This is a genomic window from Paenibacillus liaoningensis (genome assembly GCF_059609455.1).
This window is the reverse complement of the sequence record NZ_JCAALU010000020.1, coordinates 95803-120122: the sequence shown is the minus strand read 5'-3', so window position 1 is coordinate 120122 and position 24320 is coordinate 95803. Positions and strand designations below refer to the sequence as shown.

The 24320-nt window shown below is 49.9% G+C and carries 21 protein-coding genes and 2 riboswitches; of the genes, 6 read left to right on the top strand and 15 right to left on the bottom strand.

The genetic code is table 11. The features are described 5' to 3' along the window. Positions 1 to 28: 28 nt before the first annotated feature. The 8 genes from AC6B99_RS27600 to AC6B99_RS27565 all read right to left on the bottom strand — a co-directional run bounded on the left by AC6B99_RS27600 (position 29) and on the right by AC6B99_RS27565 (position 10553). The gene (locus AC6B99_RS27600; RefSeq protein WP_494883016.1) at positions 29 to 1276 is read right to left on the bottom strand and encodes a Wzz/FepE/Etk N-terminal domain-containing protein; all 1248 of its coding nucleotides are present in this window, start codon (positions 1274 to 1276) and stop codon (positions 29 to 31) included. A 68-nt stretch (positions 1277 to 1344) separates the two neighbouring features. Continuing rightward, positions 1345 to 3543: a glycosyltransferase gene (locus AC6B99_RS27595; RefSeq protein WP_494865029.1), complete on the bottom strand. Its 2199-nt coding sequence runs from the start codon at positions 3541 to 3543 to the stop codon at positions 1345 to 1347. A 420-nt stretch (positions 3544 to 3963) separates the two neighbouring features. Next, positions 3964 to 4911 (bottom strand): glycoside hydrolase family 26 protein, encoded by a 948-nt coding sequence (locus tag AC6B99_RS27590; protein WP_056037586.1) that lies wholly within the window; start codon positions 4909 to 4911, stop codon positions 3964 to 3966. A gap of 84 nt (positions 4912 to 4995) precedes the next feature. Beyond that, a riboswitch (cyclic di-GMP riboswitch) is annotated at positions 4996 to 5084 on the bottom strand. A gap of 78 nt (positions 5085 to 5162) precedes the next feature. After that, positions 5163 to 5250: riboswitch (cyclic di-GMP riboswitch) on the bottom strand. Positions 5251 to 5338: 88 nt separating this feature from the next. Next, entirely contained in the window at positions 5339 to 6598 is a 1260-nt protein-coding gene (locus tag AC6B99_RS27585; protein WP_496664736.1) for a mannosyltransferase family protein, read from the bottom strand. Between the two features lie 3 nt (positions 6599 to 6601). After that, on the bottom strand, positions 6602 to 7612 hold the full coding sequence (locus tag AC6B99_RS27580; RefSeq protein WP_496664735.1) for a glycosyltransferase family 2 protein: 1011 nt from the start codon (positions 7610 to 7612) through the stop codon (positions 6602 to 6604). Between the two features lie 212 nt (positions 7613 to 7824). Then, positions 7825 to 9504, bottom strand: coding sequence for an arginine--tRNA ligase (argS, locus tag AC6B99_RS27575; RefSeq protein WP_496664734.1), 1680 nt, complete (start codon positions 9502 to 9504; stop codon positions 7825 to 7827). 2 nt (positions 9505 to 9506) lie between these two features. Continuing rightward, on the bottom strand, positions 9507 to 9953 hold the full coding sequence (locus AC6B99_RS27570; RefSeq protein WP_494864946.1) for a DUF1934 family protein: 447 nt from the start codon (positions 9951 to 9953) through the stop codon (positions 9507 to 9509). 81 nt (positions 9954 to 10034) lie between these two features. Then, complete coding sequence (locus AC6B99_RS27565; protein WP_494864948.1) at positions 10035 to 10553, bottom strand: DNA-deoxyinosine glycosylase; 519 nt, start codon at positions 10551 to 10553, stop codon at positions 10035 to 10037. A 161-nt stretch (positions 10554 to 10714) separates the two neighbouring features. On the opposite strand from AC6B99_RS27565, the gene AC6B99_RS27560 reads away from it, so the two are divergent. After that, the gene (locus AC6B99_RS27560) at positions 10715 to 10987 is read left to right on the top strand and encodes a hypothetical protein (protein WP_496664733.1); all 273 of its coding nucleotides are present in this window, start codon (positions 10715 to 10717) and stop codon (positions 10985 to 10987) included. 6 nt (positions 10988 to 10993) lie between these two features. Here AC6B99_RS27560 and AC6B99_RS27555 read toward each other — a convergent pair whose 3' ends face one another. Both AC6B99_RS27555 and AC6B99_RS27550 read right to left on the bottom strand, forming a co-directional pair. Further along, on the bottom strand, positions 10994 to 11677 hold the full coding sequence (locus AC6B99_RS27555) for an LrgB family protein (RefSeq protein ID WP_496664732.1): 684 nt from the start codon (positions 11675 to 11677) through the stop codon (positions 10994 to 10996). Next, positions 11674 to 12048, bottom strand: a complete 375-nt coding sequence (locus AC6B99_RS27550) for a CidA/LrgA family holin-like protein (protein ID WP_496664731.1) — start codon at positions 12046 to 12048, stop codon at positions 11674 to 11676. The genes AC6B99_RS27555 and AC6B99_RS27550 overlap by 4 nt, the downstream gene beginning before the upstream one ends. A 113-nt stretch (positions 12049 to 12161) precedes the next feature. On the opposite strand from AC6B99_RS27550, the gene AC6B99_RS27545 reads away from it, so the two are divergent. Both AC6B99_RS27545 and AC6B99_RS27540 read left to right on the top strand, forming a co-directional pair. Next, positions 12162 to 13055: a LysR family transcriptional regulator gene (locus AC6B99_RS27545; protein WP_056035026.1), complete on the top strand. Its 894-nt coding sequence runs from the start codon at positions 12162 to 12164 to the stop codon at positions 13053 to 13055. A 166-nt stretch (positions 13056 to 13221) separates the two neighbouring features. Then, positions 13222 to 13773 (top strand): guanylate kinase, encoded by a 552-nt coding sequence (locus AC6B99_RS27540; protein ID WP_056035029.1) that lies wholly within the window; start codon positions 13222 to 13224, stop codon positions 13771 to 13773. Between the two features lie 75 nt (positions 13774 to 13848). On the opposite strand, the gene AC6B99_RS27535 is transcribed toward AC6B99_RS27540, so the two are convergent. The 3 genes from AC6B99_RS27535 to AC6B99_RS27525 form a co-directional block, all read right to left on the bottom strand. Beyond that, complete coding sequence (locus tag AC6B99_RS27535; RefSeq protein WP_056035031.1) at positions 13849 to 15060, bottom strand: acyl-CoA dehydrogenase family protein; 1212 nt, start codon at positions 15058 to 15060, stop codon at positions 13849 to 13851. Between the two features lie 24 nt (positions 15061 to 15084). Beyond that, on the bottom strand, positions 15085 to 16161 hold the full coding sequence (gene sfnG / locus AC6B99_RS27530; protein ID WP_496664730.1) for a dimethylsulfone monooxygenase SfnG: 1077 nt from the start codon (positions 16159 to 16161) through the stop codon (positions 15085 to 15087). Between the two features lie 332 nt (positions 16162 to 16493). Continuing rightward, on the bottom strand, positions 16494 to 17108 hold the full coding sequence (locus AC6B99_RS27525) for a TetR/AcrR family transcriptional regulator (protein ID WP_056035037.1): 615 nt from the start codon (positions 17106 to 17108) through the stop codon (positions 16494 to 16496). A gap of 243 nt (positions 17109 to 17351) precedes the next feature. On the opposite strand from AC6B99_RS27525, the gene AC6B99_RS27520 reads away from it, so the two are divergent. After that, positions 17352 to 18791, top strand: coding sequence for a 4-hydroxyphenylacetate 3-hydroxylase family protein (locus tag AC6B99_RS27520; protein ID WP_496664729.1), 1440 nt, complete (start codon positions 17352 to 17354; stop codon positions 18789 to 18791). A gap of 51 nt (positions 18792 to 18842) precedes the next feature. Then, positions 18843 to 19997, top strand: a complete 1155-nt coding sequence (gene ssuD, locus AC6B99_RS27515; protein WP_496664728.1) for an FMNH2-dependent alkanesulfonate monooxygenase — start codon at positions 18843 to 18845, stop codon at positions 19995 to 19997. Positions 19998 to 20125: 128 nt separating this feature from the next. On the opposite strand, the gene speB is transcribed toward ssuD, so the two are convergent. Then, complete coding sequence (speB, locus tag AC6B99_RS27510; protein WP_046229589.1) at positions 20126 to 20995, bottom strand: agmatinase; 870 nt, start codon at positions 20993 to 20995, stop codon at positions 20126 to 20128. 31 nt (positions 20996 to 21026) lie between these two features. Beyond that, entirely contained in the window at positions 21027 to 21854 is an 828-nt protein-coding gene (gene speE / locus AC6B99_RS27505) for a polyamine aminopropyltransferase (RefSeq protein ID WP_046229590.1), read from the bottom strand. 370 nt (positions 21855 to 22224) lie between these two features. On the opposite strand from speE, the gene AC6B99_RS27500 reads away from it, so the two are divergent. Next, the gene (locus AC6B99_RS27500) at positions 22225 to 24279 is read left to right on the top strand and encodes a transglycosylase domain-containing protein (protein ID WP_056035222.1); all 2055 of its coding nucleotides are present in this window, start codon (positions 22225 to 22227) and stop codon (positions 24277 to 24279) included. The last annotated feature ends 41 nt before the right edge of the window (positions 24280 to 24320 follow it).

Genomic DNA, 24320 nt, shown 5'->3' with positions numbered 1-24320 from the left:
AATCCCTCCCAAGTTAGATAAAAAGTGGTTACACTTCAATAAACACGATACTATTTATCTGAACATCCGTTGCCGCAAGACGGCTTTTCCATTCCTGTGCAACCGGAGCGAGTACCCGGTTCTCCTTGATCACGAGCGTATGCCAATCGACCAGCTCTGCAATCGTCTGTGCTTCCGAGCAATGAACATAAGAAGGCAATTCCCAGATTACAACTTCGTAGCTATCCCGAAGCTGCGCCATCAATTCCTCAGCCGACGTTTTCATGGAAAGGCCTCCGCCTACCACGCATACTTCGATGTAATCCAACTGCTGTCCGGCGGTTTTGATTTTGCCATAAAAGCCTGGGCTAATTGACCATTCCGCATAGCCTTTTTTGCCGGAAGCCGTACTTGGCAGCTTGCCGTTCGGGTTAAACCTCACCCAAGCGACCTTGCTTTCCACAGCCAGCTTCTGCGCCAGCTGCTTGCTGATATTCCCGCTCGCACCTTTGCGGTCAAGCGTTCCAAAGGCCAATGTACGCTTCCCGCTTTTCTCCATCACATGGCGGTAACGCATTGCACGCGACTTCGCTTCCTCTGCCGCACGGCGCTTCAGCCATCCCCCATAAAACGGGATAGCAGCTTCCGCCCGGCTGGCGAGCTTCGTCGTTTCCATCGGAACCTCGGCGAATATCGCTTGCACCTCCGGCGCTGTCTGCAGCTTGCGCGACATCATATGCAGCAGAAGCCATAAGCACAATAGGATAATCAGTCCGCCAACAAATGCGAGCAGCACATAAAATAACGGATTGGGGTTCACATAAACCGCCTTCTCCGCACTTGCTTTATGCAATAAAACTACGTTGTTGATTTTAAACAGCTCCAAGCTTTGCGAACGGAACACGCTAACGATGGTGTTGGCAATGGACGCTGCCTGCTTACGGTCACCATCGGTTACGGTAATTCGGATAACCTGCGAGAGCTCGACGCTTTTCGCGCTAACTTTGGCAGCCAGTTGATCTGTGCTGTAAGGCAGGCCAAGCGCCGCAATTACCTGCTCCAAAATCAGTGGATTTTTCAAAATAACATTATACGTATCCATCAACTTGAGACTGCCTTGAATGGAAGTGAAATTATCACTTGTCTCTTGTGAGGTTATTACAATTTCAGCCGTTGCCTTATAAGACGGAGGACTTTGCATTTTCACATAGCCCACTGCGACTGACAGCAGCAGTGCCGGAATAATGACAAACGGCAATCTGCGGATGATCAGCTTAACCATTCTGTGTATTTCCAAATCTCTCATCCCCTTGCAAAACAATCATTCGCCCGTCATAGCCTGGCGTTCATTCCTATTCAGACTGTCTATGACTTGGAGTTCGCTTCTGCTGGTACAATGCCAGAACGCAGCTCCTTGCTTGGCGGTATGCTGCTGGACTCCCCCAGCAGCAGGCTTAAATCAAAAGCTTCATCGAATACAATGGCCGCTGTCATCTTATTGCGTTTGGCCCAGCTTACGCGGATAAGACGACCGTTTGCCTCGAACGCCGAGCCGATAATTTGCAGCCTGACCTTCTTGCCTTCATGCATCGCCGCCTTCTGCGGGAGCTCAATTCGGCAGCCCGTGTAGCTAATATCAAGCAGCTGTGTCCGGTAGCGCTCTTCTTGATCGACCACGATCGAAGCGCGCCGCTTCAGCCTAACTCTCGGGGACTTGCGATTTATCGACTTATAGGTGTACTTGAAGTTAGAAAGATAACTGGTCACAGAAGTCCATACGCCCGCCTGGAAAATGCCCTTAACGAACTCATCCGCACTGCCATATACTTCAGCAAGCCATTTGCGCTCCTCATCAATGTTGCTCCAATGAAGCTTGAAGCCCACCTGAAATCCGGAGCCATGCTTATCATAAAATATTTTTTCGGCAGCTACGCGTATAGCGTCCTGGGATAACGGAATATCCAGCTCCATGCGCTCTGGGAGCGGCAAAATCGAGTCCGTATAAATACGGCAGCCTGTCTCGCTAATATCCAGTGTCCTGACGTTTTCCATCTTCAGCTCTTCATCATCCATATAACGAAGCGTGAGCGGCAGCTCCTTGGCAAAGCGTTCCGCCTCCCGCATGCGCGGGCGTTCAAAACCAAGCAACAGCGCGAGAAGCAGGAATACTCCGTTATAACCGAGCCAAAATAAATTAATAAGCATAGGCTGCAATTCATTTTCTCCTGCACCCGCAATACGCCCCACATTTAAACCCATCAGTACAATCGACAGCGCAAGCAGAACAAACAATGGCATCATATAACGATAATTAATAGACGTTTTGTTCTGATAAATGCCTTTCGGCGTCACTTCAAAGGGAATAGCCTTGCGGAAGATTGTTTCCTGAAGGGCTGCGAGGAATAGCGTTGGCGTCATGGCCGTCTCGTAAACATTGTTCCAGAACACATTAAGCTTCTTATTCGTTAAATAAGGTACAACGGTAACCGAGAACAAGAAATACGGCAGCCAGAAAATAAGCAGTTGTTTCAAGCTTGTTTCAAGAATCGCCACACCAAAGGTCAAAAAGAGCATAGGAGACAATATGTACATAAAGCGCGTAACGCCAAAGTACCAATACAGCAGGTTGGAGAAATAAAGCAGGCGCTGCATCAAAGATAAACCCTTAGCCTCAAGCGGATTGGACATCCTCGTCGTCTGTATCGTGCCCCTTGCCCAGCGGGCCCGCTGTTTGATTTGATCGGATATGGACTCAGACGTTAGTCCTAGTGCCAGCACCTCATTCAAGCAATAAGAATCAAATCCATTGGATTGAAGCTTCATCCCTGTAGCCAAATCCTCTGTTATCGTACCGATAACGAAACCACCAATATGGTCAATGGCGCTGCGCCGGAAGATGCAGTTGCTGCCCACATAAATAACAGCGTTAAAACGGTCTCTTCCAGATTGAATAAGCCGCATAAACATATCTTGCTCGTTCGGAATGTTGCGCCCTTGGTAATAGTTGTATTGGAAAATATCTTCGTTGTAAAAAACTTGGGGCGTTTGTACGTAAGCAAGCTTCTCATTCTCTGCAAAAAATCCTACCGTTCGCTGTAAAAAATCCGGTTTTGGCATCATATCGGCATCTAAAGTAAGGAGCAAATCGCCCTTCATCTTCGTCAGCGCATGATTCAAATTACCCGCTTTAGCATGTTCATTTCCGGGACGATCGAGATAATGAACGCCTAAACCTTCGGCTAATTCTCTCATTTCCGCTCGCTTTCCATCATCACACACCCAAATGTTTAACAGATTTTCCGGATAATTCAAGTTTTTACAAGCAAGTATGGTTTTTCTAACCAAGGATGGCGGTTCATTGTAGGTAGCGATCGTAACATCCACAGAATAAAGGTTGTCAGGTAATGGCGCAGGCTTTCTTTCAGTGGGTTTTAGCAGAAGAATGTGGAATAAAACGGATTGAAAAATAGAAATGATTTCAAAAAATAGTAACAACGATCCAAAAATTAATGACCAGCCAGATGGGAGTGTTTGTACAAGTCTCCATACTAGATACACGATCATGATAGCAATGGATAGCGTTGTTAATATGTACCTAGCTTTTGTTTTCAAATAACCCCAATCCTTTGCGCTCTATTTATTCGCCATAATTCCATTCCTTTTCTGACTAATCTACAACATGGATTGACTATACTGTCTAATTTCGCTGTCGATATTTGTTAAATCGGCCGGAAATATGATATTTTTGGCGGCTAAGGCTCAAATTCAAAGTTATCTTATCACAATCCTTGCCCCTTTAAAAGTTAATTTTTCTTCTTAACATTGTAATCTTATTGGCAAAAGTGTAGAAAAAAAGCGAAAAAACTCTAATTTTACGCGGTTTACGCGAAATTAGAGTTTTCTCAGAATACCTATTTAGTATTATATCAGCCAGTGTTTGATAGAGTTGAGACCAGGACTTGACGACTAGCCCAGTCTAATCTATTAAAGCGTTTTTTGCAGCGTTTGGTAAGCGCTCAGGCTATCAGCCGACGAATCGATATGCCAGTCCAGCTCTTTGTTCTCGTTGAACCAGATCAAGCCTTTAATTTGGCTGTACGCTGGCGATTGCACTTGATTCATCGCATCAATAACCCATTCGTTTTTGCTGCCGCCGCTTTCTGTTGTGCCAGTTTCAGCGATAATGATCGGCTTGCTCGAAATGCTTGTCAGCGCTTGGTACGAAGCGTAGAATACGTCGTTAAAGCTTCTCCACGAGCTCCACGATTCTTTCGTTCCAAAGTTGTAGCCATCGATCGAAAGCAGGTCTACGTAAGCATCGCCTGGGTACATAGCTGTAAACGATGCGTTTTTGCCAACATTTTCAGCGTTTACGTTGTACATGAATTTTACATTCGTTGCGCCTTGCTCTCTGAAAATCGTAACGACACGTTGGAATGCCGCTTTGTAAGTCTCGTTTGTGTTAACTGTGCTGTCGCCAACGCCCCAGCCGTACCAGTTGCCATTGCCTTCGTGGAAAATGCGAAGCCAAATTTCAGGGTTTTTGTTAGCTGCTTGCCAGTTAACCAGTTGTTTTGCCGTTTGTTTCAGGTAAGCGTCTACTACGCCTCTATTAATATCAGCAGTCGAATATTCTTTGTAATTTTTATTTTTAAACTCAAGGGTAAGTAGGTTAATCGAACCATTATTATTTACATAGTCCATAAAGCCCTTCCATTCATTAATCCCTTGGTTCGAGTTGACAAAAGTATGTACAACATCTTGGTGTCCACCGATTAGTTGCTCGTAGGCAGCGATGTTGTTCAAGCTTTGGTTCGGCCAAGTGCCGATCCATGCTCCGTTGTAAAAGTTGGTTTGCGCGCTAGCAGGGAGTGCCCAGAGTAATGTCGAAGCGAGCATAAGGAGTGTAAGAGCGAATTTTGTAGTTTTCATAGTAAGTTCCTCCCCCGAGCGAATGATGGTCGTGGTCCGAAGAACACGCCGCACCTTCATCAGGCAAAGGAGGCTATGTCGGGCTTCGGCAGCTGGCGAGCATATCCTGTTAAAGGATGAAGCCCCTATAGCTTTGCGCACATCAGGTTTCCCTGAGTTTGCCTTTTCGTGTAAGCAATAAAAAAAAGATAGTCCCTGCTCCCGAAAGAACAAAGTCTACCTTGATTAATAAAGGAAGAATCGATGTTGAATTCGGTAGCTGGCGAGCATATTCCGTTAGGAATGAAGCCCCTGTAGCTTTGCGCACATCAGGTTTCCCTGAGTTTGCCTTTTCGTTAAACGATCTAGGTATAAAGTACGAGCTAAAGTAATATGGTGCTATTGTACACCTTAAGCGCAAATTTCGTCAATTTATTTTTTCATAAATTTATACAACGAAAAAATATCCATTAAAGTAGCAAATCGCATACACAATATGAAGCAGGAAAAACATCATGAAATAAAACATTTGCAGCGCCTTATTATTTTTCAGCACATCCGCAAAATAAATGTAGAAGGGGAACGCAACCATGACATAACGTGGAATGCTCTGCAAAAATTCGGCGCTGGCGAACGGAATGAGCATAAGCAGCAATCCATAGGCAAAAAACAGCCATTCATGAGCATTACGGCGAATATCTTTCCAGCGCATAATAAGAAAGGCAGCAAAAATGACGAGGACGGCATTCGCGATAATAAAGGCAAGCAGGCCATTTTCCCAGCCGCCATTTCCTGAGAAATAAGGCTTTTGGATAAAATGAATATAGTTCGAGAACGGAGCAACCGTCTTGCGATACCAGTTGATGCTTTGCTCGGTAATCGGAGCCAGCAAATCGCCAGTAAGCCATTTCATGTACAACAGATAACCGGCTAGCGGCAGCGCCGAAATGATTGCATAGCCTAAATACTTCGTGTCCTTCCACTTGAAACGGTACAGCCTGTGTTCGATCAACAGCGTACCCACAACGAAAAACAAGTTGACGAAGCCCAAATTGCGCGTCACAGCGGACAAGCCCCCGAACAGAAACGCGAGAAAATATCGTTTTTGCATCGCATAATAGACGGTCATTAGCGACAGCATGAGGAACAGGCTCTCTGTATAAGGCACGGCATAGAAGATGGCGGTCGGAAAAATGAGCAGCAGCAGCACCGCGACTTGGGCGTGCTCCTGTTTCAGTCCTCTTTTTAAACAAATGCCATAAAAATAAAAAAGTGATACGAGCAAAAACAAATTCGATAAAACCGATCCCACGACTGTCGCATCGTATTTAGAAATAGACTCCACCAAAAAGACTAACAAAGGGTATAAAGGGAAAAACACCCAATTTGCACTAGGATGCGATTCGTTGATGTTATACGTATCATAGCCATTTTCGGCAATTCCCAAGTACCATACGCTGTCAAATTTCCTTAGATCCTCGAAGCTCGGCTTCTTCAGCTGTGAAATATCCGTCTGGATCGAGAGCTGGCTCGATGTGAAATCATGCCCCTGCACGACCGTATAGTCCGGCGGAATTTGATAGTTCGGAAACAGATTCATGCCGAGAAAGCCTGCAAAATAAAGCAATATTCTCGTAATGACAAACAAGGAGAGCAGGAAGATCAAAACTTGCGTATTCGATTTTGCTTTAAGCAGCAGCGATTCCATTCGTCACCTCGTCTCTTGTAATTGCTGCGATTTCGTTTCCGCTGGCACAACGTTATGCAGCACGGTTTCCACGAAGTATTTCGGGCGTTTCTTCGTTTCAATGTAAATTTTGCCGATATATTCGCCAATTAGTCCAATGCACAGCAGCTGAATGCCGCCAATGAACCAAATCGAAAGAATCATCGAGCTCCAGCCGGATACCGTGTTTCCCTGCAAATGCCTGACGAATACATAAAGGGCGAACACGAGGCTCATGACCGACATAAAAAAGCCGACAACCGACACTGCGCGGATAGGAGATACGCTAAAGGAGGTAATGCCCTCCCATGCGAAGATAAGCATTTTTTTCAACGGGTATTTCGATTCGCCGGCGGTTCGCTCCAGACGATCGTAGTACACACTGTCGGATTTGAAGCCGATGGTAGGAATAATGCCACGCAGGAATAGATTGACCTCCTGGTACTCCTCCAGCTTATCAACGATCTTCTTGCTCATCATCCGGTAATCCGCATGATTATAAACGACGTTTACACCAAGCTTAATCATTAGTTTGTAGAAAAATTGCGCGCTGAACTTTTTGAACATCGTATCGGTCGTTCGTTTGTTCCGCACGCCGTACACGACTTCATAGCCCTGCTTGTACTTCTCAATAAACTTGTCGATCACCGTAATATCGTCCTGCAAATCGGCATCGATGGAAATAATGCAATCCGCATACTCCTTCGCCGTCAACAAGCCCGCCAGAAGTGCCCGCTGATGCCCGACGTTCCGGGAAAGCTTCAGCCCGCTCACAAAACGGTTGCTCCGGTGAAAGGAATCAATGAGCGACCACGTTTTATCGCGGCTGCCATCGTCTACAAGCAGCATTTTGCTGTGCTCGGACACCTTTCTCTCCTTCACCAGCCGTTCCAGCAGCAGGGACATTTGCCGCACCGTTTCCGGCAGCGCTTCTTCCTCGTTATAGCAGGGCATGACGATCGATACAATAGGCAAATCGGACTCATCGCCTCTCATGACTTTTCCCTCGCTCTCTATGATGTTGTCCATTTTTCGACAATTAGTATAATAGCATTCCTTGGTTAAAGTAAAGTTAAATCGCTGCTATTTGGCTGGGCATTTTTCTTTAAAACGTATTATGCACCATTTTCAAGAAAAAAAGCCCTTGCTGCAAGGGTAGCTGTCTGCCACCGCTGCCGCAAAGGCTGATCTTTGTCTGCATGGGAATATTACATTTGCTGAGGAGCCGAAACGCCCACGAGGCGGAGCGCATTCGCAATGACGGTGCGAATAGCGCCAAGCAGCGCAAGGCGCGCCTGAGTCTGCGCCGCGTCCTCGGTAATGACGCGTTCTGCTCTGTAATAGCTGTGGAACTGGGAGGCCAGTTCATATACATAGCGAATGATGCGATGCGGCGCATATTGCTCCGCCGCCTCCGCCACTTCCTGCGGCAGCTCGCCGAGCTTGCGCAGCAGGTCGTATTCAGCCTCCGACGTTAGCTTGCTGAGGTCGATCTGTTCAAGCGGCAGCAGCGCGAGGCTCTGCTCCTGCGCCTGGCGGAAAATGCTGCAAATACGCGCATGCGCATATTGCACATAAAACACCGGATTCTCGTTGGATGTAGAAATCGCGAGATCCATATCAAAATCCAGATGCGAGTCCATGCTGCGCATCGTGAAGAAATAACGGATGGCGTCTACGCCTACCTCATCCATCAAATCCTGCATCGTAACCGCTTTGCCGGTACGCTTGGACATTTTCACCTTTTCGCCGTCCTGGAACAGGCTGACCATCTGGGCAATCAACACGACCAGCTTGCCTGGGTCGTTGCCTAACGCCTCCATCGCCGCTTTAACGCGCGGAATGTAGCCGTGGTGGTCTGCGCCCCAAATGTTGATCATACGGTCGTAGCCGCGGCTGTACTTGTCCATATGGTACGCGATGTCCGGCGTCAAATACGTGTAGGAGCCGTCATTTTTGACGAGCACGCGGTTTTTATCGTCGCCGAAAGGCATCGTGTCGAGCCAGGTTGCGCCCTCTTCCTCATAGACGTGGCCCTTCTCCTTAAGCGCCTCAAGCGCCTGTTCAACCTTGCCGTTCTTGTAAAGCGACGTTTCGCTGTACCAGATATCGAAGCCGACGCGGAAGCGATTAAGATCATGCTTGATCTTGTCCAGCTCGCGCTCCAGGCCGAACCTGCGGAAAAACTCCAGACGGTCCTCTGTGCTCAAGCTCAGCAGACGATCGCCCTCCTGCTCGGCAAGCAGCTCTCCAAAGCCGACAATATCCGCGCCGTGGTAGCCATCCTCCGGCATCTCCGCTTCCTTGCCCAGCGCCTGCTGGTAGCGCGCTTCAATCGACTTCGCCAGGTTGTTCACCTGATTGCCGGCATCGTTAATATAATATTCGCGGGTCACTTCATAGCCCGCATATTCAAGCACATTGCACAGTGCATCGCCTACTGCTGCGCCGCGTGCATGTCCAAGATGCAGGCTGCCCGTCGGATTCGCGCTGACGAACTCCATCTCCACACGCTTGCCTGCGCCGATTTGCGTGCGTCCGTAGTTGTCGCCACCTGCGACAACCTCGCCAACGACGGCGTACAAGTAGCTTTTGTCCATGCGGAAGTTAATGAAGCCTGGGCCGGCAATTTCAGCCGATTGAATCGATGCTTTCGCATAATCGAGATTCGCGATAATCGTTTCGGCAATCATCCGCGGATTTTTTTTCGCCAGCTTGGTAAGCTGCATCGCTGCATTGGTCGCCAAGTCGCCATGCTCTTTATCCTTAGGCACCTCCAGCACGAATGCTGGCAGCTCCTCGCGCGCTGCGAGCCCGCCCGCTACTGCCGCGTCGGCAATAGCCGCTTTTACCTGCTCATACAATTGCTCTAATACATTTCCACTCATCGTTACTGTTCCCCCTGAATATGCAGCCGAATATGAAATCGGCCAGATAAATGCTCGTCAATCCACAAATCATATTTCCACTCTATTGAAAAAGGAGGCTCCGCCAGCTCTCCCGCAGCGGCGCCAGCCGCATGAAGCACAAGCTGCTTCGTCTCCGTCTCCATTTGAAAATTCATAAATGGGGACCGATAGCGCCCAGCCCGCTTGCCGCCCACAGCGAAAAGCTGCTCCGATTCTACCGCTCCCCTGCGCGTAATAAGCAGCTCGCCTTGGCGATAGCGAATAAGCGACCTGATTGGCTCCGCATTCGCTTCTCCCTCGATCGGCTCCTCATAGCGGATATAGAGCGAGCGATCCTTGCGAAACAGCTCCCCGCGATGCTCACCCACCTGAACAGCGCCATCCTGCCTGCTTTCCAGCTTAATGCTGACGTTCATTCTTTCTGACATCCTCGTGCTCCTGTATCTTCAGTCTTGACGTATGCTTCTACTATATACACGTATCCTTCCAATTTCAACGATTACCGTTGATTACTGCTCCTCTAGAAAAGGAACAATGCCGCGCCACGCTGCGATCCGATCTTCGAGATTTCGCATTTTCTGCGTCGGAATCGGGCTCGTGGACGGCATCTTGAGCAGCGCCAGCGAGTCAAACGCCGGATGCTTGCGAAAATATTTTCGAAACGTATCGTACGCCTTCGTACCATTAAATGCAAAGCAGCGCAGCCCCGGATATTGCGCCAGCAGCGCAGGCAAATCATTCGGCTTCTCATCCTTAATGTTCACATCAAGGCTGCCTTCGCGCTCGCAGGATTCAATGACGTCGAACACCGCCAGCCGATGCTCCTGCAAAAAAGCGAGCCGCTTCGCATAATCCTCATCCGGCGCCCCAGCATCAAACAACCCGTACACCATTCCCCAAAAATAGTTCCGCGGATGACCGTAGAACTGGCGATGCTCCAAAGATTTCACGCTCGGCGCCGTCCCCAGCACCAACACGCGGGCCCGCTCATCAATGACGGGAGGAAAAGAATATACACGCTCTGTCATCGCTCTGTCACCCCCTGCCAGCTGTTTTAACTATTATGGCATTTTTAGCGGGAAATTTCTCGCGCACAAATTAACACATGCTAATAAGAAGTACTACACAAAGTTAGTACTTCTTCAATCCGCATTATTTATCTAAAATAAAAGGACAAGGAGCTGATTAAATGAGCAAAGCACGCAGTATGCTTACCCTATTAGCCGCATGCATGGCACTTTTAACCGTCTATTTTTTAATGACAAAGCAGCAGCTGTTCGGTTCGCAGTGGCTTATTGGGTTTGCAAGCAGCCTGGCAGGCTCGATTCTAAGCTTTTGCGGCCCGTTTCAGGCTAGAAAACAATCCATTGGTTACGCAGCTGTCGCATGGGTCAACTTCCTGCTGTTCGGCTGGTACATTTTTATGTTTTCACCGCTCGCCGTGTTTTTTTTCGGACCTTAAGCTCACTTACCCATGCATGAACAGCCCCGTCAGCCAAGGCAGCAGCGCCAGCGAGATAAAGGCGGTCGCGATCATCGCTATGCTCGCTATCGATCCCGGTACAAGCCCAAACTCAAACGCTTTATGAGCACCAGCGCTATGTGCGCTGCTCCCCATGAGAACCCCTTTAGCGATATCGCTGCGAATGCGTGCCATTCGAATAACGAGCGGCCCGATAATCGTGCCAAGGATGCCTGTAACCAGCACGAAAATAGCCGTCAAGGTAGAAATGCCGCCAATCATATCGTTAATGGCCAGCGCAATCGGCGTTGTCGTCGAGCGAAGCAGCAGCGAGTCAATCAGGCTATCGCTCAGCTTAAGGGAACGGCTGAACAACAGCGCCGCCATCATGCCGACAATCCAGCCCGATAGAACGCCCGCAATAATTTCAAACGCATGCTTTTTCATAATAGCTGCATTCTTATACATAGGAACCGCCAAAGCAATCGTTGCCGGGCCAACCATGCTGCTGAGCAAATGGCCGCCTTCATTATAATTTTGATAAGGAATTTTTCCTAATGCCAGAATAAGAATGACGGCAATCGGTGTCACAAGCAGCGGAGACAGCAGCAGCATGGGCTTCAACCGGTGCAGCCGCTTCGCTCCCCAATAAATGCCTACTGTCAGCAAAATATAGACCAGCGCCATCATCCTCTGCCCCGCTCTTTCCTGCCCGCTACGAATTGCGTCATTACGCCAGCGCACACCATGACGAGAACAGAAGTCACCACAATAACGAGCAAAATTTGCACGCCGCTCCCCAGCAATAAATCTTTAAACTGCATCATGCCCGCAGCAGGAGGAATGAAAAACAACAGCATTTCCGCCACCAGCCACTTCGAGCCCAACTCGACCCATTCCACCTTGATCACTCTAAAATGCAGCAGCACAAAGACGAGAATCAGCCCCAAAATGCTTCCCGGCACCTTCAAATGCAGCCAAACCGATAATCCATTAAGCGTCCAAAACAGTGCTACAAAAAAGAGAACCTGGACGAGTCCAAGTGTTATTTTTCTTATCATGCGTATAGCCCCTTCCTTCATCCAGTGTATACCTGCGAATTGACATAGGTAAAATGAATAATTAGAATGATCTGTATTGATATTATCTATGCCAGAAAAATAGGAGTGCCTGAATGGACATTCGTCATTTGGAATATGTGCTGGAGGTCGTGCGCCATGAAAGCTTCACGAAAGCAGCCGAGGCCCTGCATATTACGCAGCCTACCATTAGCAAAATGATTAAAAACCTGGAGGATGAGCTGCAGACTCCCCTATTCATTCGATCCGGGAAAAAAGTGCAGCTGACCGATGCAGGTCAAGCTATCGTAGCCCAGTCGCAGGATATTGTCCGCCTGTTCAAAACCTTGCAAAACGAGCTTAACGATGTAACTGATTTTCGCAAAGGGCTGGTGCGCATTGGCCTCCCGCCGATGATCAGCTCGATTATGTTCCCTGAGATCGTCAGCCTGTTCGTGAAGCGCTATCCCGGACTGACGATTCGGCTGATCGAGGAGGGCTCGCTGACCGTAGAGGCCGAAGTAGCTAGCGGCGCCATTGATGCCGGGATTGTCATGATGCCTGTGAGAAATGACCAATTCGAGGTTTTTCCGGTTCAAAATGCAAGCCTTAGAGTCGTCATGCACCGCCAGCATCCGCTGGCAGGACGCAGCAAGCTGACGCTGCGCGAGCTTGAGCAGGAGGCGTTCATTATGTACCGCGAGGACTTCGCGCTGCATGCCCGCATCATAGACGAATGCGCACGTCTCGGCTTTAAACCCAAAATCATGCTCGAAAGCTCCCAGTGGGATTTTATTTGTGAAACGGTGGCGGTTGGACTCGGCATCGCTCTGCTGCCCGAAGCCATTTGCCAGAAACTCGATACGTCCCGCATCCGCACGATTGCTATGGTAGATCCCGTCATTCCTTGGAATCTTGCGATGATCTGGCGTCGAGACGGGTATTTATCGTTTGCCGCCCAAGAATGGATACGGTTTACGAAGGCTTATTTTGAATCGAAGGGGTCTTGATTTACCAATTTATTGAAAATTATCATAGCGGCTTCTTCCATAAAGAAGGATTCACGCGATTTTTGTCGAATGCTATCTTTAAAATATAAGACATTTTAAGTGAAGAGCTTATAGATGAGCTTATAAATGGACTTATATTTCTACGCGATGAAGGAGGCGACAGGCTATGGCTGGACCTTATATCTTCATTTTCACCGGTACTAGCGGATCTGGAAGAAAAACGATGGCTCACCGGATTGGCAAGGAACTTGGCATCAAGCATGTCAGCTCTTACACAACACGCCCTCCACGAGATTCTGAGCCGCCTGACCGCGACTATCACTATATTGAGCAAGAACGATTTGACCGGATGAACGCAAGCGGCGATTTTATTGAAACCGCCGTTATCCATAAGCATCATTATGGAATCCGCACTCATGAGCTTACTGACTTACTGAGCGAGGGCAAGCATGTGTATATGATTCTCAACAGCGATGGCGCTTCGCTGATCAAGAAGCTGTACGGCGAGCAAGTCGTCCGCATCTTCCTGTACGTAGAGAAACGCACCGTCATTGAGCGGCTGGAGGCGAAGGGGCTTCCTGCGGAGGTTATCAACAGCTACATGTCGATTTACACCGAAGAGGTCGTCTACCGCAAGCAATGTGAGCATGTGCTGGAAAATCTCGACCTGAATCGCACGATGATGAAAATTCGCGAGGCGATTCAATCGCATTTATAATTACAAAAACGGGTACTGCTCTACAATCAGAGCAGTACCCGTTATTTATTTTAATAAAAGCTGCTTCCTTCTCGATTAGTCTCCGCCCTCATGCCACAGCTCCAGCGGCAGACCGACTAGCGCTTTGCCGATCCACTCTCTTGCGATATTGTTGGAAGGCCCCATCGCAATGCCAGCTCTGGCATCTCGAAACAAACGCTCGAATACGCCTTTTTTGTAGCCATAACCTCCTGTTACATCCAATGCCGCTTTAGTCGCTTTGTTCGCCACCTCGGCCGCATGCACCTTAAATTCCACCAGCGGCAGCAGCAGCTCTACCTGCGGCCTGCCCTGCGCTTGCAGCTCATCCAGCTGCTTCGCCAATGCTTGCTGCCACGGCTTAAGGCTTTCGATTAAAATTTTCACTTCGGCCAGCTGCTGGCGAATAATTTGATAATCGGCCAGCCGTTTATTGAAATCCCGGTGAACCATGCCTTTCACATAAGCGGTCGCAGCCTCCAGAGCAGCCTCTGCAACGCCCAGCCAGGTTGATCCTAGCCCAATCAGGTATACCGGAGATACGCCGCTCTCCAAAATCTCCCGGCCTTGTCCTTCGATTCCTAATTTGTCCTGAGCCTCAACCCGTACACCCTCATAAGTAATCGGGCCGCTATGGTTGCCTCGCACACCTAATGCATCCCATACGCCAGGTGTAATGCCCGGCAGCTTGCTATCTACAAGGAAAAAGCTAACATCGGTAGGGGTCTGCGCACCAGGCGTCCTCGTCTGGAACACATAAAAATCCGCCTGGCCCGAGCTGGTTGTAAACGACTTCTCGGCATTCAGTATATAATCGTCCCCATCGCGGGAAGCTTCGCTGAAGTTGAACCACCAATGACCGCCCGATGCTTTCTCGCTTGTTGAATAGGTGCCTACAAGCCCCTCGCTTACCGGCACAAGCCAGCGCTCCTTCTGATCGTCGTTGCCGTACAGCGCAATCGTCTGGACGGCGCCCACATGCATCACATATACGAGCGAGGTAGAAGGGCAGCCCTTGCCGATTTCCTCAGCCGCAATCGCGAAGGCGACATGATCCAATCCGCGCCCCTTCCATTGCTCAGGGATCAACACGCCATTCCAGCCAGCTTCAGCCAGTGCTTGCAGATTTTCTTTAGGAAAGCGGCCTTCTCTATCCGTGGTCTCCGCTCTTGGCTTAATCTCCGCTTCTACCAAGCTGCGAATTTCTTCCCTTAGCTGCTCATAGTCAGGCTTAACATGGTCTGCAGTCGATGCTATTTGTACACTCATCTTCATCTCTCCTTAAGTTTCTTATTATTGGGATGCTACGCTCAGCAACGCTGCTTCCTTCTCCCGAACGAGAGGAATCACTTTTTCGCCGAATGCTTGAATGTCTTCATCGTAATGCAGAAAGGCGGTCAGAATGAGGTCCACCCCAATGGCCTTTAGCGCGATGATCTTGTCAGCCACCTGCTCAGCCGTGCCAATGAGACCCGTCTTAAAGCCATCGTTGTACTGCACCAGATCGTTGTAATCCGAGTTCGCCCACATCCCCTCCTTCTCAGGCGAGGCTTTCCCGGCGAACTGCACTTGACTGCGGAAACCTTCTACAGCCTCGGGGTCCGAATACGCAATAATGTCCCTCAGCACCTGCCTGGCCTCTTCTTCCGTATCCCGCACGATGACAAATGCATTTGCCCCTACTCGCAGCTCACGATTATTAGCCGCCGCAGCCGCCTTAACCTCATCAATTTGCGCCTTGAAGCCGTCGATCGTATTGCCATTCATAAAATACCAATCCGATACTAGAGAGGCCATCTTTCGTGCTGCCGAGGAATTGCCACCTTGAAATACGGGTGGAATGACGCTCGGCTTCGGCTTCAGGGGTGCGGAGTTAAGGCGGTAGAAATCGCCGCGGAAGGAAGCTTCATCCTGCGACCACAGCTCTTGCAGCACGCGGATAAATTCCTCCGACCTGCGGTAGCGCTCGTCGTGATCCAGCCATGGCTCGCCATAGCCATGAAACTCTCCCTTAAACCAGCCGCTGACGATGTTAACGGCAGCCCTTCCATGGCTGATATGATCAATAGTTGAAATCATTTTGGCTACTGTCCCCGGATGCCATAAACCCGGCAATACAGCCGCAATCAATTTAATCTTTGAGGTCACTGCCGCCAGCGCAGAAGCCAGACTAATCGCCTCCAACTGATTGTCTGCTCCATAACTGGCAATGAAACGGGTCTGGAGCAGCGCAAATTCGAAGCCCGCTTCTTCTGCAATCTGCGCATATCTCGCATTATCATCGAACGACCATCCGGTTTTTTGCGGAATTTTGGAGATGACCAAGCCTCCGCTTACATTTGGCACCCAATAAGCAAATTTCAAAATCATTTTTACTCACCTCTACTGATTTTTTAGTCAAGAGGATAGCCTGCGCTATCCCTCCTTGCGGCCCAATTTTTGCGCACGAAAAAGACACCTGAAGCTTTACTTAAATCAGGTGCCTTTAGTGGTCTAATCGGCAGTTTTTGATAATGAAACGTTTTTAAAAAAAGAAAGCATTTAATTCCGATAAAATTAATCGTATTTGATATTTATAATAGCTAATCACGCTAGCAATGCAACCGCCATTTATAGCGAATTTGTTGGATATCCTACATTTAGCGTATGGAATAGCAGGGATCAAAACAATAATCCACTTTGCAGCTGAATCTGTAGTGAGCTTATTTTTGCAGCCCCATTGCCGCATACGTTCCCGAAAGGGAGAGGCGTGTAAGCTGGAGGGCAATGTAACGCGGGGAATAAATCATCCGCTGGTCAAGCCAGCTTTGGATAATTCCCATAATGGATGCGCTCATATAATCGAGCAGCAAGTCCATAGGAACCATCATCTTCTTCTCCAGGCTCATCGCTGATATTTGGGCATAGCAGCTTTCCCGAATGACATCTGCCATTTTCACCCCGAAAGCTTCGCTCGGCTTTTTAGCAAACATCGCGCTATAGAAGCTTTCATTGTCCGCAATATGCTCGAATAAAGCGAGAAAATAAGGATCAGGCGCTTCAAAACCCGGCTGCTCGCGCTCCGGCTTCGCGAGCTCATGCTCCATAAGAATGCGCAGGGCAGAAAACTTTTGTTCCACGATTTTATCCAGCAAATCATACTTATCCAAATAGTGGGCATAGAACGTTGAGCGATTCACATTGGCTTTCTCCGTAATATCCTTAATGATAATGCTTGAAAACTCCTTCTCCATCATGAGCTTCACAAATGCATCGATAATCGTCTGGCGCGTGCGTTGAATACGGCGATCAACAGAATGAGCGTTTGAATGTTCCATCTGATGAACTTCAGTCCTCCTCCGCTTAGTCCGACACATGAATTGAATATGTTGGAAAAATAGGCTATGGGCAAAGCACGGCAACATATGGCCGCTTAATGTTGGTTTAGCAATAAAAGCAGGCAGATTGTTTGTTGCTGCCTTCAGGTTACTAGCTATAATAATAAATAAATCAAACTAAATCAATTGGTTTTTGCGAGATTAAAAAAGCAAGGGTTTACCCATGAAAGGAGACCAGCTTCAGTGCGGGGAGGACATTTTCTTCAAAGCTTGAATGATGGGAGAAGCGTATGGCTTGGAGGAGAGAAGCTAAGTGATTTGCCTGCCCATCCAGCCTTCAAAGGCACGCTTGAGACAATCAAAACCTTATTTAATCAACTCGACGACCCGGAAGTGCGGGATAAAATCGGCTTTCAAGTTTCAGGGACCGACCGCTATGCCCACAGCTCCTTCCTTGTGCCCTATACTTCCGAGCAGCTTGCGAAACGCAGCGAGTCGTTTGCTTTCTGGTCACAGGAGACGCACGGCATGATGAGCAGGCTGTCCGACTATGCACGGTCGATGGTAACCGGCTGGTATGCGGCAAGATCCGAGCTGGGTCAGCTTGATCCCCATTTCGAATCCAAAATCACCGCCTATTATGAGAAAGCGCGGGATCAGGATTTATTTTTGACTACCGCCATTATCGACCCGCAGATTGACCGATCCAGCAGTTTGGAAGACAGCCGCATCTCTGAACGTTTTCTGCATGTGGTGAAGGAGACGAGCGAAGGCATCGTCGTACGGGGTGCCAAAATGATTGCGACAGGCGCGCCCTATACCCATGATTTCCTCATTTTCTCCTTTCTTAAATTCAAGTCTGAGGAGCGCAAGCACGCTCATGTGCTGATCGTACCGGCTAACTCGCCAGGGCTGCATATTGTTTGCCGGGAATCCTTCGCGGACGGCAGAGAGCAGAATCATATTTTGAGCTCCCGTTATGACGAGATGGATGCGGTGCTATTTTTCGATGATGTGCTCATTCCTTGGGAAAGGGTGCTGCTGCACGGCGATTCCGAGAAGGTGCTCGCGCTCAGAGCGAACAAGACAGCCAATGCGCTGGCTTTCCATCAAAATGTTGTGCGCTATGTCGCCAAGCTCGAATTTGTAACCGGCATTGCATTCGCGATTGCGGAGGCGATTGGCGCCAATGGCTTTCTGCATGTGCAGGAAAAGCTCGGGGAGCTGCTGACACAAATTTCGGTCATGAAGGCGCTTGTCATCGCCTCCGAGACACAGGCCCGGCCCGATGCTGCCGGCGTGCTCGTTCCGGATATTTCCTACATTGATGCAGCTCGCAATATTGGAACGAAGTTTTACCCGCGAGCCATTGAAATTGTCCAGCAGGTCGGTGGCGGCGGGTTTGTGCAGGCACCCGCAGGCGTCGAGGACTTTTATGGCCCCATCTCGAAGCTGATGCATCTTTATTTTGAGGGTGCCTCCGTCAGCGCCGAGAAGAAGGTCCAGTTGTTCAAGCTGGCCTGGGATTTGGTCGGAAGTCCGCTCGGGTCACGGCATGAGCTGTATGAGCGTTTCTATGCCGGCGATCCCGTCCGGGCTTATGCCAACCAATATCTCGGCTTTGATAAGGAAAGCCTGACAGACCCCGTCTGGCGGCTGCTTAAGGAAAGCAGCAAGCGCTGAATGACAAGCTTGCGATAAAGCAACGATTTTAATAAAGGAGGCCACTACGGCATGGAAATATTCTGGTTTATTCCCACACATGGCGACGGGCGATATTTAGGAACACGCGAGGGAGCGCGGGCCGTCAGCTACTCCTATTGCAAGCAAATTGCCCAAGCAGCGGATGAGCTCGGCTACAGCGGCGTTTTGCTGCCGACGGGCAAATCCTGTGAGGACGCCTGGGTCGTCGCCTCCAGCCTCATCCCCGTTACAGAACGGTTGAAATTTCTGGTGGCGGTCAGGCCCGGGCTCGTATCGCCTACCCTTGCCGCACGCATGTCCGCGACGCTAGACCGCTTCTCCAACGGTCGATTGTTGATTAATGTCGTAGCGGGCGGCGATCCCGTAGAGCTGGCTGGAGACGGCCTTTTCCTCAGCCACGATGATCGGTATGCGTTGACGGACGAGTTTTTGGAGGTGTGGCGCAAGGAGCTCGAAGGGGAATCGGTGGATTTTGCAGGCGAGCATATCCGGATCGAAGGAGGCAAGGCGCTGTACCCATCGATTCAAAAGCCCTACCCTCCGCTCTATTTCGGCGGCTCCTCGGAAGCAGCCATGGAGGTCGCAGCCGAGCATGTCGATGTGTATTTAACATGGGGCGAGCCGCCTCAGCAGGTCGAGGAAAAAATCACCCGGATGCGGAAGCTCGCAGCCGCACAGGGCCGAACACTGCGGTTCGGCATTCGCCTGCATGTCATTGTCCGTTCTACTGATGAAGAAGCATGGAAGGCTGCAAATGAATTGATTCAGCATTTAGATGAAGATACGATTGCTTCTGCCCAGCAAATTTTCGCCAGAATGGACTCTGAGGGCCAGAAGAGGATGGCGCAGCTGCACGCCGGCGACCGCTCCAAGCTGGAGATCAGCCCTAATCTGTGGGCGGGCATCGGACTTGTTCGCGGCGGCGCAGGTACGGCCCTGGTCGGAAGCCCGGACAGCGTAGCTGCACGCATGAAAGAATACGCGGAGCTGGGCATTGAAACGTTTATTTTGTCAGGCTATCCGCATCTGGAGGAAGCTTACCGAACAGCCGAGCTGCTCTTTCCGAAGCTGCCTTTAAACCGCGTGGAAGCAGGAAGCCACCACCCTTCCTTCATCAGCCCATTCGGCGAAATGATCGCCAACAATGAAATACCGGGCGGGCAGAAGCTGACGGCGAAGCGGTGAAATCACGAAATAGCCTTCATTTCAGAAGTAGAAATCCTGAGTCCGAATGAAAAAGAAGCTTGCCCCGGCAATCTATGCCAGAGCAAGCTTCTTTCTGATTTCAAGTGCTGCTTATTTATATTCAAGTGCTACTTAATAAAACCAAGCAGCATTTCGCGAATGACCTTCGCCGCAACGATTTGCGTTTGCTCCGTCGGGTCGTAAGCTGGCGCTACCTCGACAAGGTCGCAGCCCACAACGTTCACACCGGAAGCCGCGATAGCGTGAACCGCTTCTATCAGCTCTTTCGATGTGATGCCGCCTGCTTCTGCTGTGCCCGTGCCCGGCGCTGCCGAAGGATCAAGCACATCGATGTCGATCGTCAAGTAAACCGGACGTCCTGCCAGCTCCGGAAGCACTTTTTTCAAAGGCTCCAGCACCTCGAACGGGTGGAAATTAATGTTCTCGCGAGCATATTGGAACTCCTCGCGCGAGCCCGAACGAATACCGAATTGGTAAATGTTTTTGCCGCCAAGCAGTCCTGCTGCTTTGCGCAGCGGCGTGGAGTGCGACAAAGGCTCGCCTTCGTAGCTTTCACGCAGATCCGCATGCGCATCAAAATGAATGATCGCAAGATCCGGATATTTCGCATACACCTCTTGGAAAATCGGCCAAGATACGAGATGCTCGCCGCCCATTCCGACTGGCATTTTGCCATCGTTCAGTACGCCGCGCACAAATTCGCCGATGATTTCAAGGCTGCGTGCCGCGTTGCCGAATGGCAGCAGCAGGTCGCCTGCATCGAAGTATTCAATCTCTTCGAGGCTGCGGTCAAGATACGGGCTGTATTCTTCCAGGCCAATCGATACTTCGCGAATGCGCGGAGGGCCGAAGCGCGAGCCTGGACGGAAGCTGACGGTGAAATCCATCGGCATGCCGTAGATGACTGCTTTGGAAGCCGCATAATCCTCAGAGCTCAGGATGAAGACGTTGCCGGAATATTTTTGATCGAGTTTCATGAGGGCTTGTCCTCGCTTTCTGTACGTTTGCTTATTTAATCAGGTCTTCCACAAATTTAGGCAGCACGAATGCCGCTTTGTGAAGGCGCGGAGTGTAATATTTCGTATCGATCTCGGCGATCGACGCTTCGTCAACCTCAAGCGGATCGTATTTTTTGCTGCCCAGCGTAAATGTCCACAGGCCGCTTGGATACGTAGGAATGTTCGCACCGTATACACGCACGATTGGGAACACTTCTTTCACATCCTTGTTGACGCTTTGGATCAGGTCCGCTTTAAACCAAGGGTTGTCCGTCTGAGCAACGAAAATGCCATCTTCCTTCAGCGCTTCGTAAATGCCTTGATAGAAGCCGCGTGTGAACAGGTTGGCTGCAGGGCCAACTGGCTCTGTGGAGTCAACCATAATGACATCATACGTGTTTTTGTGATCGTGGATATGCATGAAGCCATCATTCACGATTACTTCTACGCGCGGGTTGTCCAGCTCGCCAGCAATAGTCGGCAAATATTTTTTCGAATATTCGATAACTTTGCCGTCGATGTCAACGAGGACTGCTTTTTTCACCTTAGGGTGTTTCATGATTTCGCGAATAACGCCGCCGTCGCCGCCGCCCACGACGAGCACATGCTCAGGGTTCGGGTGCGTGAACAGGATCGGGTGAGCAACCATCTCGTGGTAAACGAACTCATCCTTCACTGTCGTCATAACCATGCCATCCAATACGAGCATCGTTCCGAATTCTTCCGTCTCAATCATATCGAGCTTTTGAAAGTCTGTTTGTTCCGTAACATAAGTTTCTTTAATCTTCGCCGTAATGCCGAAGCTGTCAGTTTGTTTCTCCGTGTACCACAATTCCATAGCGTGATATCCCTTCTTTCCGTCAATGGTTCAATCTGTATTATAGTAGAACGAGGTCAAAAAGCAACCTTTTAAACCATATCCGCCCAAAAAATTAACACTCCGCTAACATAGGATGAATATAGCCTCCCTGCTTTTTCCATACTAATGAGGAATGATCGTTCATCCGAAGGGAGCACGCTCCATGAACAAGCACAAAATCAAGCCCGCCAAGCCGTCCTTAAGACGCAAGCTTTCTGCGTTTTCTGAACGGTTTTTCCCTAGACTCCACCAGCGTCCAAGCTTGAACCGAAACCGGCGCACACAAGCGGCCCCAGCATCCGCACAGCAAGCATCCCGGCATCAGACGCCCCAGCATCAGGTACCCGGAATGGTCCAGCAGCCTACTGCCTTTTATCGATTTAAAAAATGGGCGGGGCGGCTCGCCGCGTTGTTTCTGCTGCTGACCGCCTGCTTTGTCGGTGCACTGCTGTATTTAAGCATGCAGTCGCTGCCTGCGGCATCCATAAGCCAAACTTCCCAAATGCTCGACCTGCATGGCCAGGTTATCGATACATTCCATACGGGCGAAAATCGCCGTTCCGTCCCGCTCGATCAAATATCCCCCAATCTGGTGAAGGCGACCATTGCAATTGAAGACAGGCGCTTCTACGACCACCCTGGCTTCGACATCAAAGGGCTGGGACGCGCCATCGTGGCGAATACCGTTTCGTTATCAGCCAAGCAAGGCGCCAGCACGCTGACGCAGCAGCTCGCCCGCAATTTGTATTTAACGCATGAGAAAACGTGGCAGCGCAAATTCAAAGAAGCGATCTATACGATTCAGCTGGAGATGCATTATTCCAAGGACGAAATTTTGGGCCTCTATTTGAACCAAATCTATTACGGGCATGGCGCGTATGGCATTGAGGCGGCAGCGTCGTTGTATTTTAATAAGAAAGCATCGGAATTGACGCTCGCCGAAAGCGCCATGCTGGCCGGCATTCCGAAGGGTCCCAAATACTATTCCCCATACATGGATATGAAAAACGCCAAGGACAGGCAGCTTACCATTTTGTCCATTATGGCCGAGGATGGTGTGATTTCGAAGATGGAAGCGGGTAAGGCTTATAAAGAGGTGCTGCAATTCCAGCCGCTCGGAGCCGGCAACCAGACCGGATTCGCACCGTATTTTCGCGATTATGTGAAATATTTAGCCGTAGACAAGCTCGGCATCAACGAGCAGCTGCTGAACGAAGGCGGCATTACGATTTATACAACCCTTGATCCTGTGGCGCAAAATGCTGCCGAAGCCGCCGTCGACAAGGAGCTGGCGGACAGTGACGGTCAGCAAGCAGCGCTCATCTCGCTTGATCCGCGCAATGGCTACATTAAAGCCATGGTTGGCGGGAGGGATTACAAGAACAATCAATTTAACCGCGTATTTGCGGATACACGCCAGCCCGGCTCTTCTTTCAAGCCGATTGTTTATTTAACCGCGCTCCAAAACGGGCTGTTGACGCCCATTTCACGCTTCAAAAGCGAGCCGACCTCCTTCATCTATGATGAGGGACGCAAAGTGTATAAGCCGAGCAATTATAATGACAAGTACACCAATGACTTTATTACGATGCGGCAGGCGATTGCCAGCTCCGATAACATTTACGCTGTAGATACGATTATGGCGGTCGGCGCGGACAAAGTCATTGAGACGGCGCGCAAGCTGGGCATAACCAGCCCGATGAGCCCGCTGCCATCGCTCGCACTGGGCACCTTCCCGGTAAGCCCCTACCAGATGGCTTCGGCTTTCGCTGTGCTGGCTAACGGCGGCAAACGGGTAGAACCGATCGCTATTACAAGAATAGAGGATCGCAGCGGACACATCTTATATGAAGCGAAGCAACAAGCCGAGCAGGTTGTCGATCCCGCAAATGCGTTCGTATTGACCAGCCTGATGGAGAGTGTCTTCGATACCGGAGGTACAGGAAATCGGGTAGCGGCCATGATTAAACGGCCTGTCGCTGGCAAAACAGGCACGACCGCTAATGATGCTTGGCTCGTTGGCTATACGCCAGAGCTGGCTACAGCAGTCTGGACGGGCTTTGACAAAGGCCGCAAGCTGACCGTTGCCGAGGCGCACCGCGCAGCGCCGATTTTCGCCGCCTATACCGAACAGGCGCTGTCGGCGGTTCCGCCGAAAATTTTTCCGATACCGGAGGATGTCGTCAGCGTCTACGTCGATCCCGCCAGCGGCAAGCTGGCAGAAGCCACCTGCTCGGCGAAGCAGCTCGAATATTTCGTCAAAGGCACAGAACCTGTCGAAGTATGCGGCGAAGCATCGGGAGAGCCCGGGGACACCTCCGTTCAGGGAACAGGAGAGAGCAAAGCTGCCGAGGAGCGAAAATCCTGGTGGAATGATTTGAAGCGCTGGTGGCAGCACGACTAATACAAAAACCTAAAAGTAAAGGCACTTCCCCTAATTTTGTC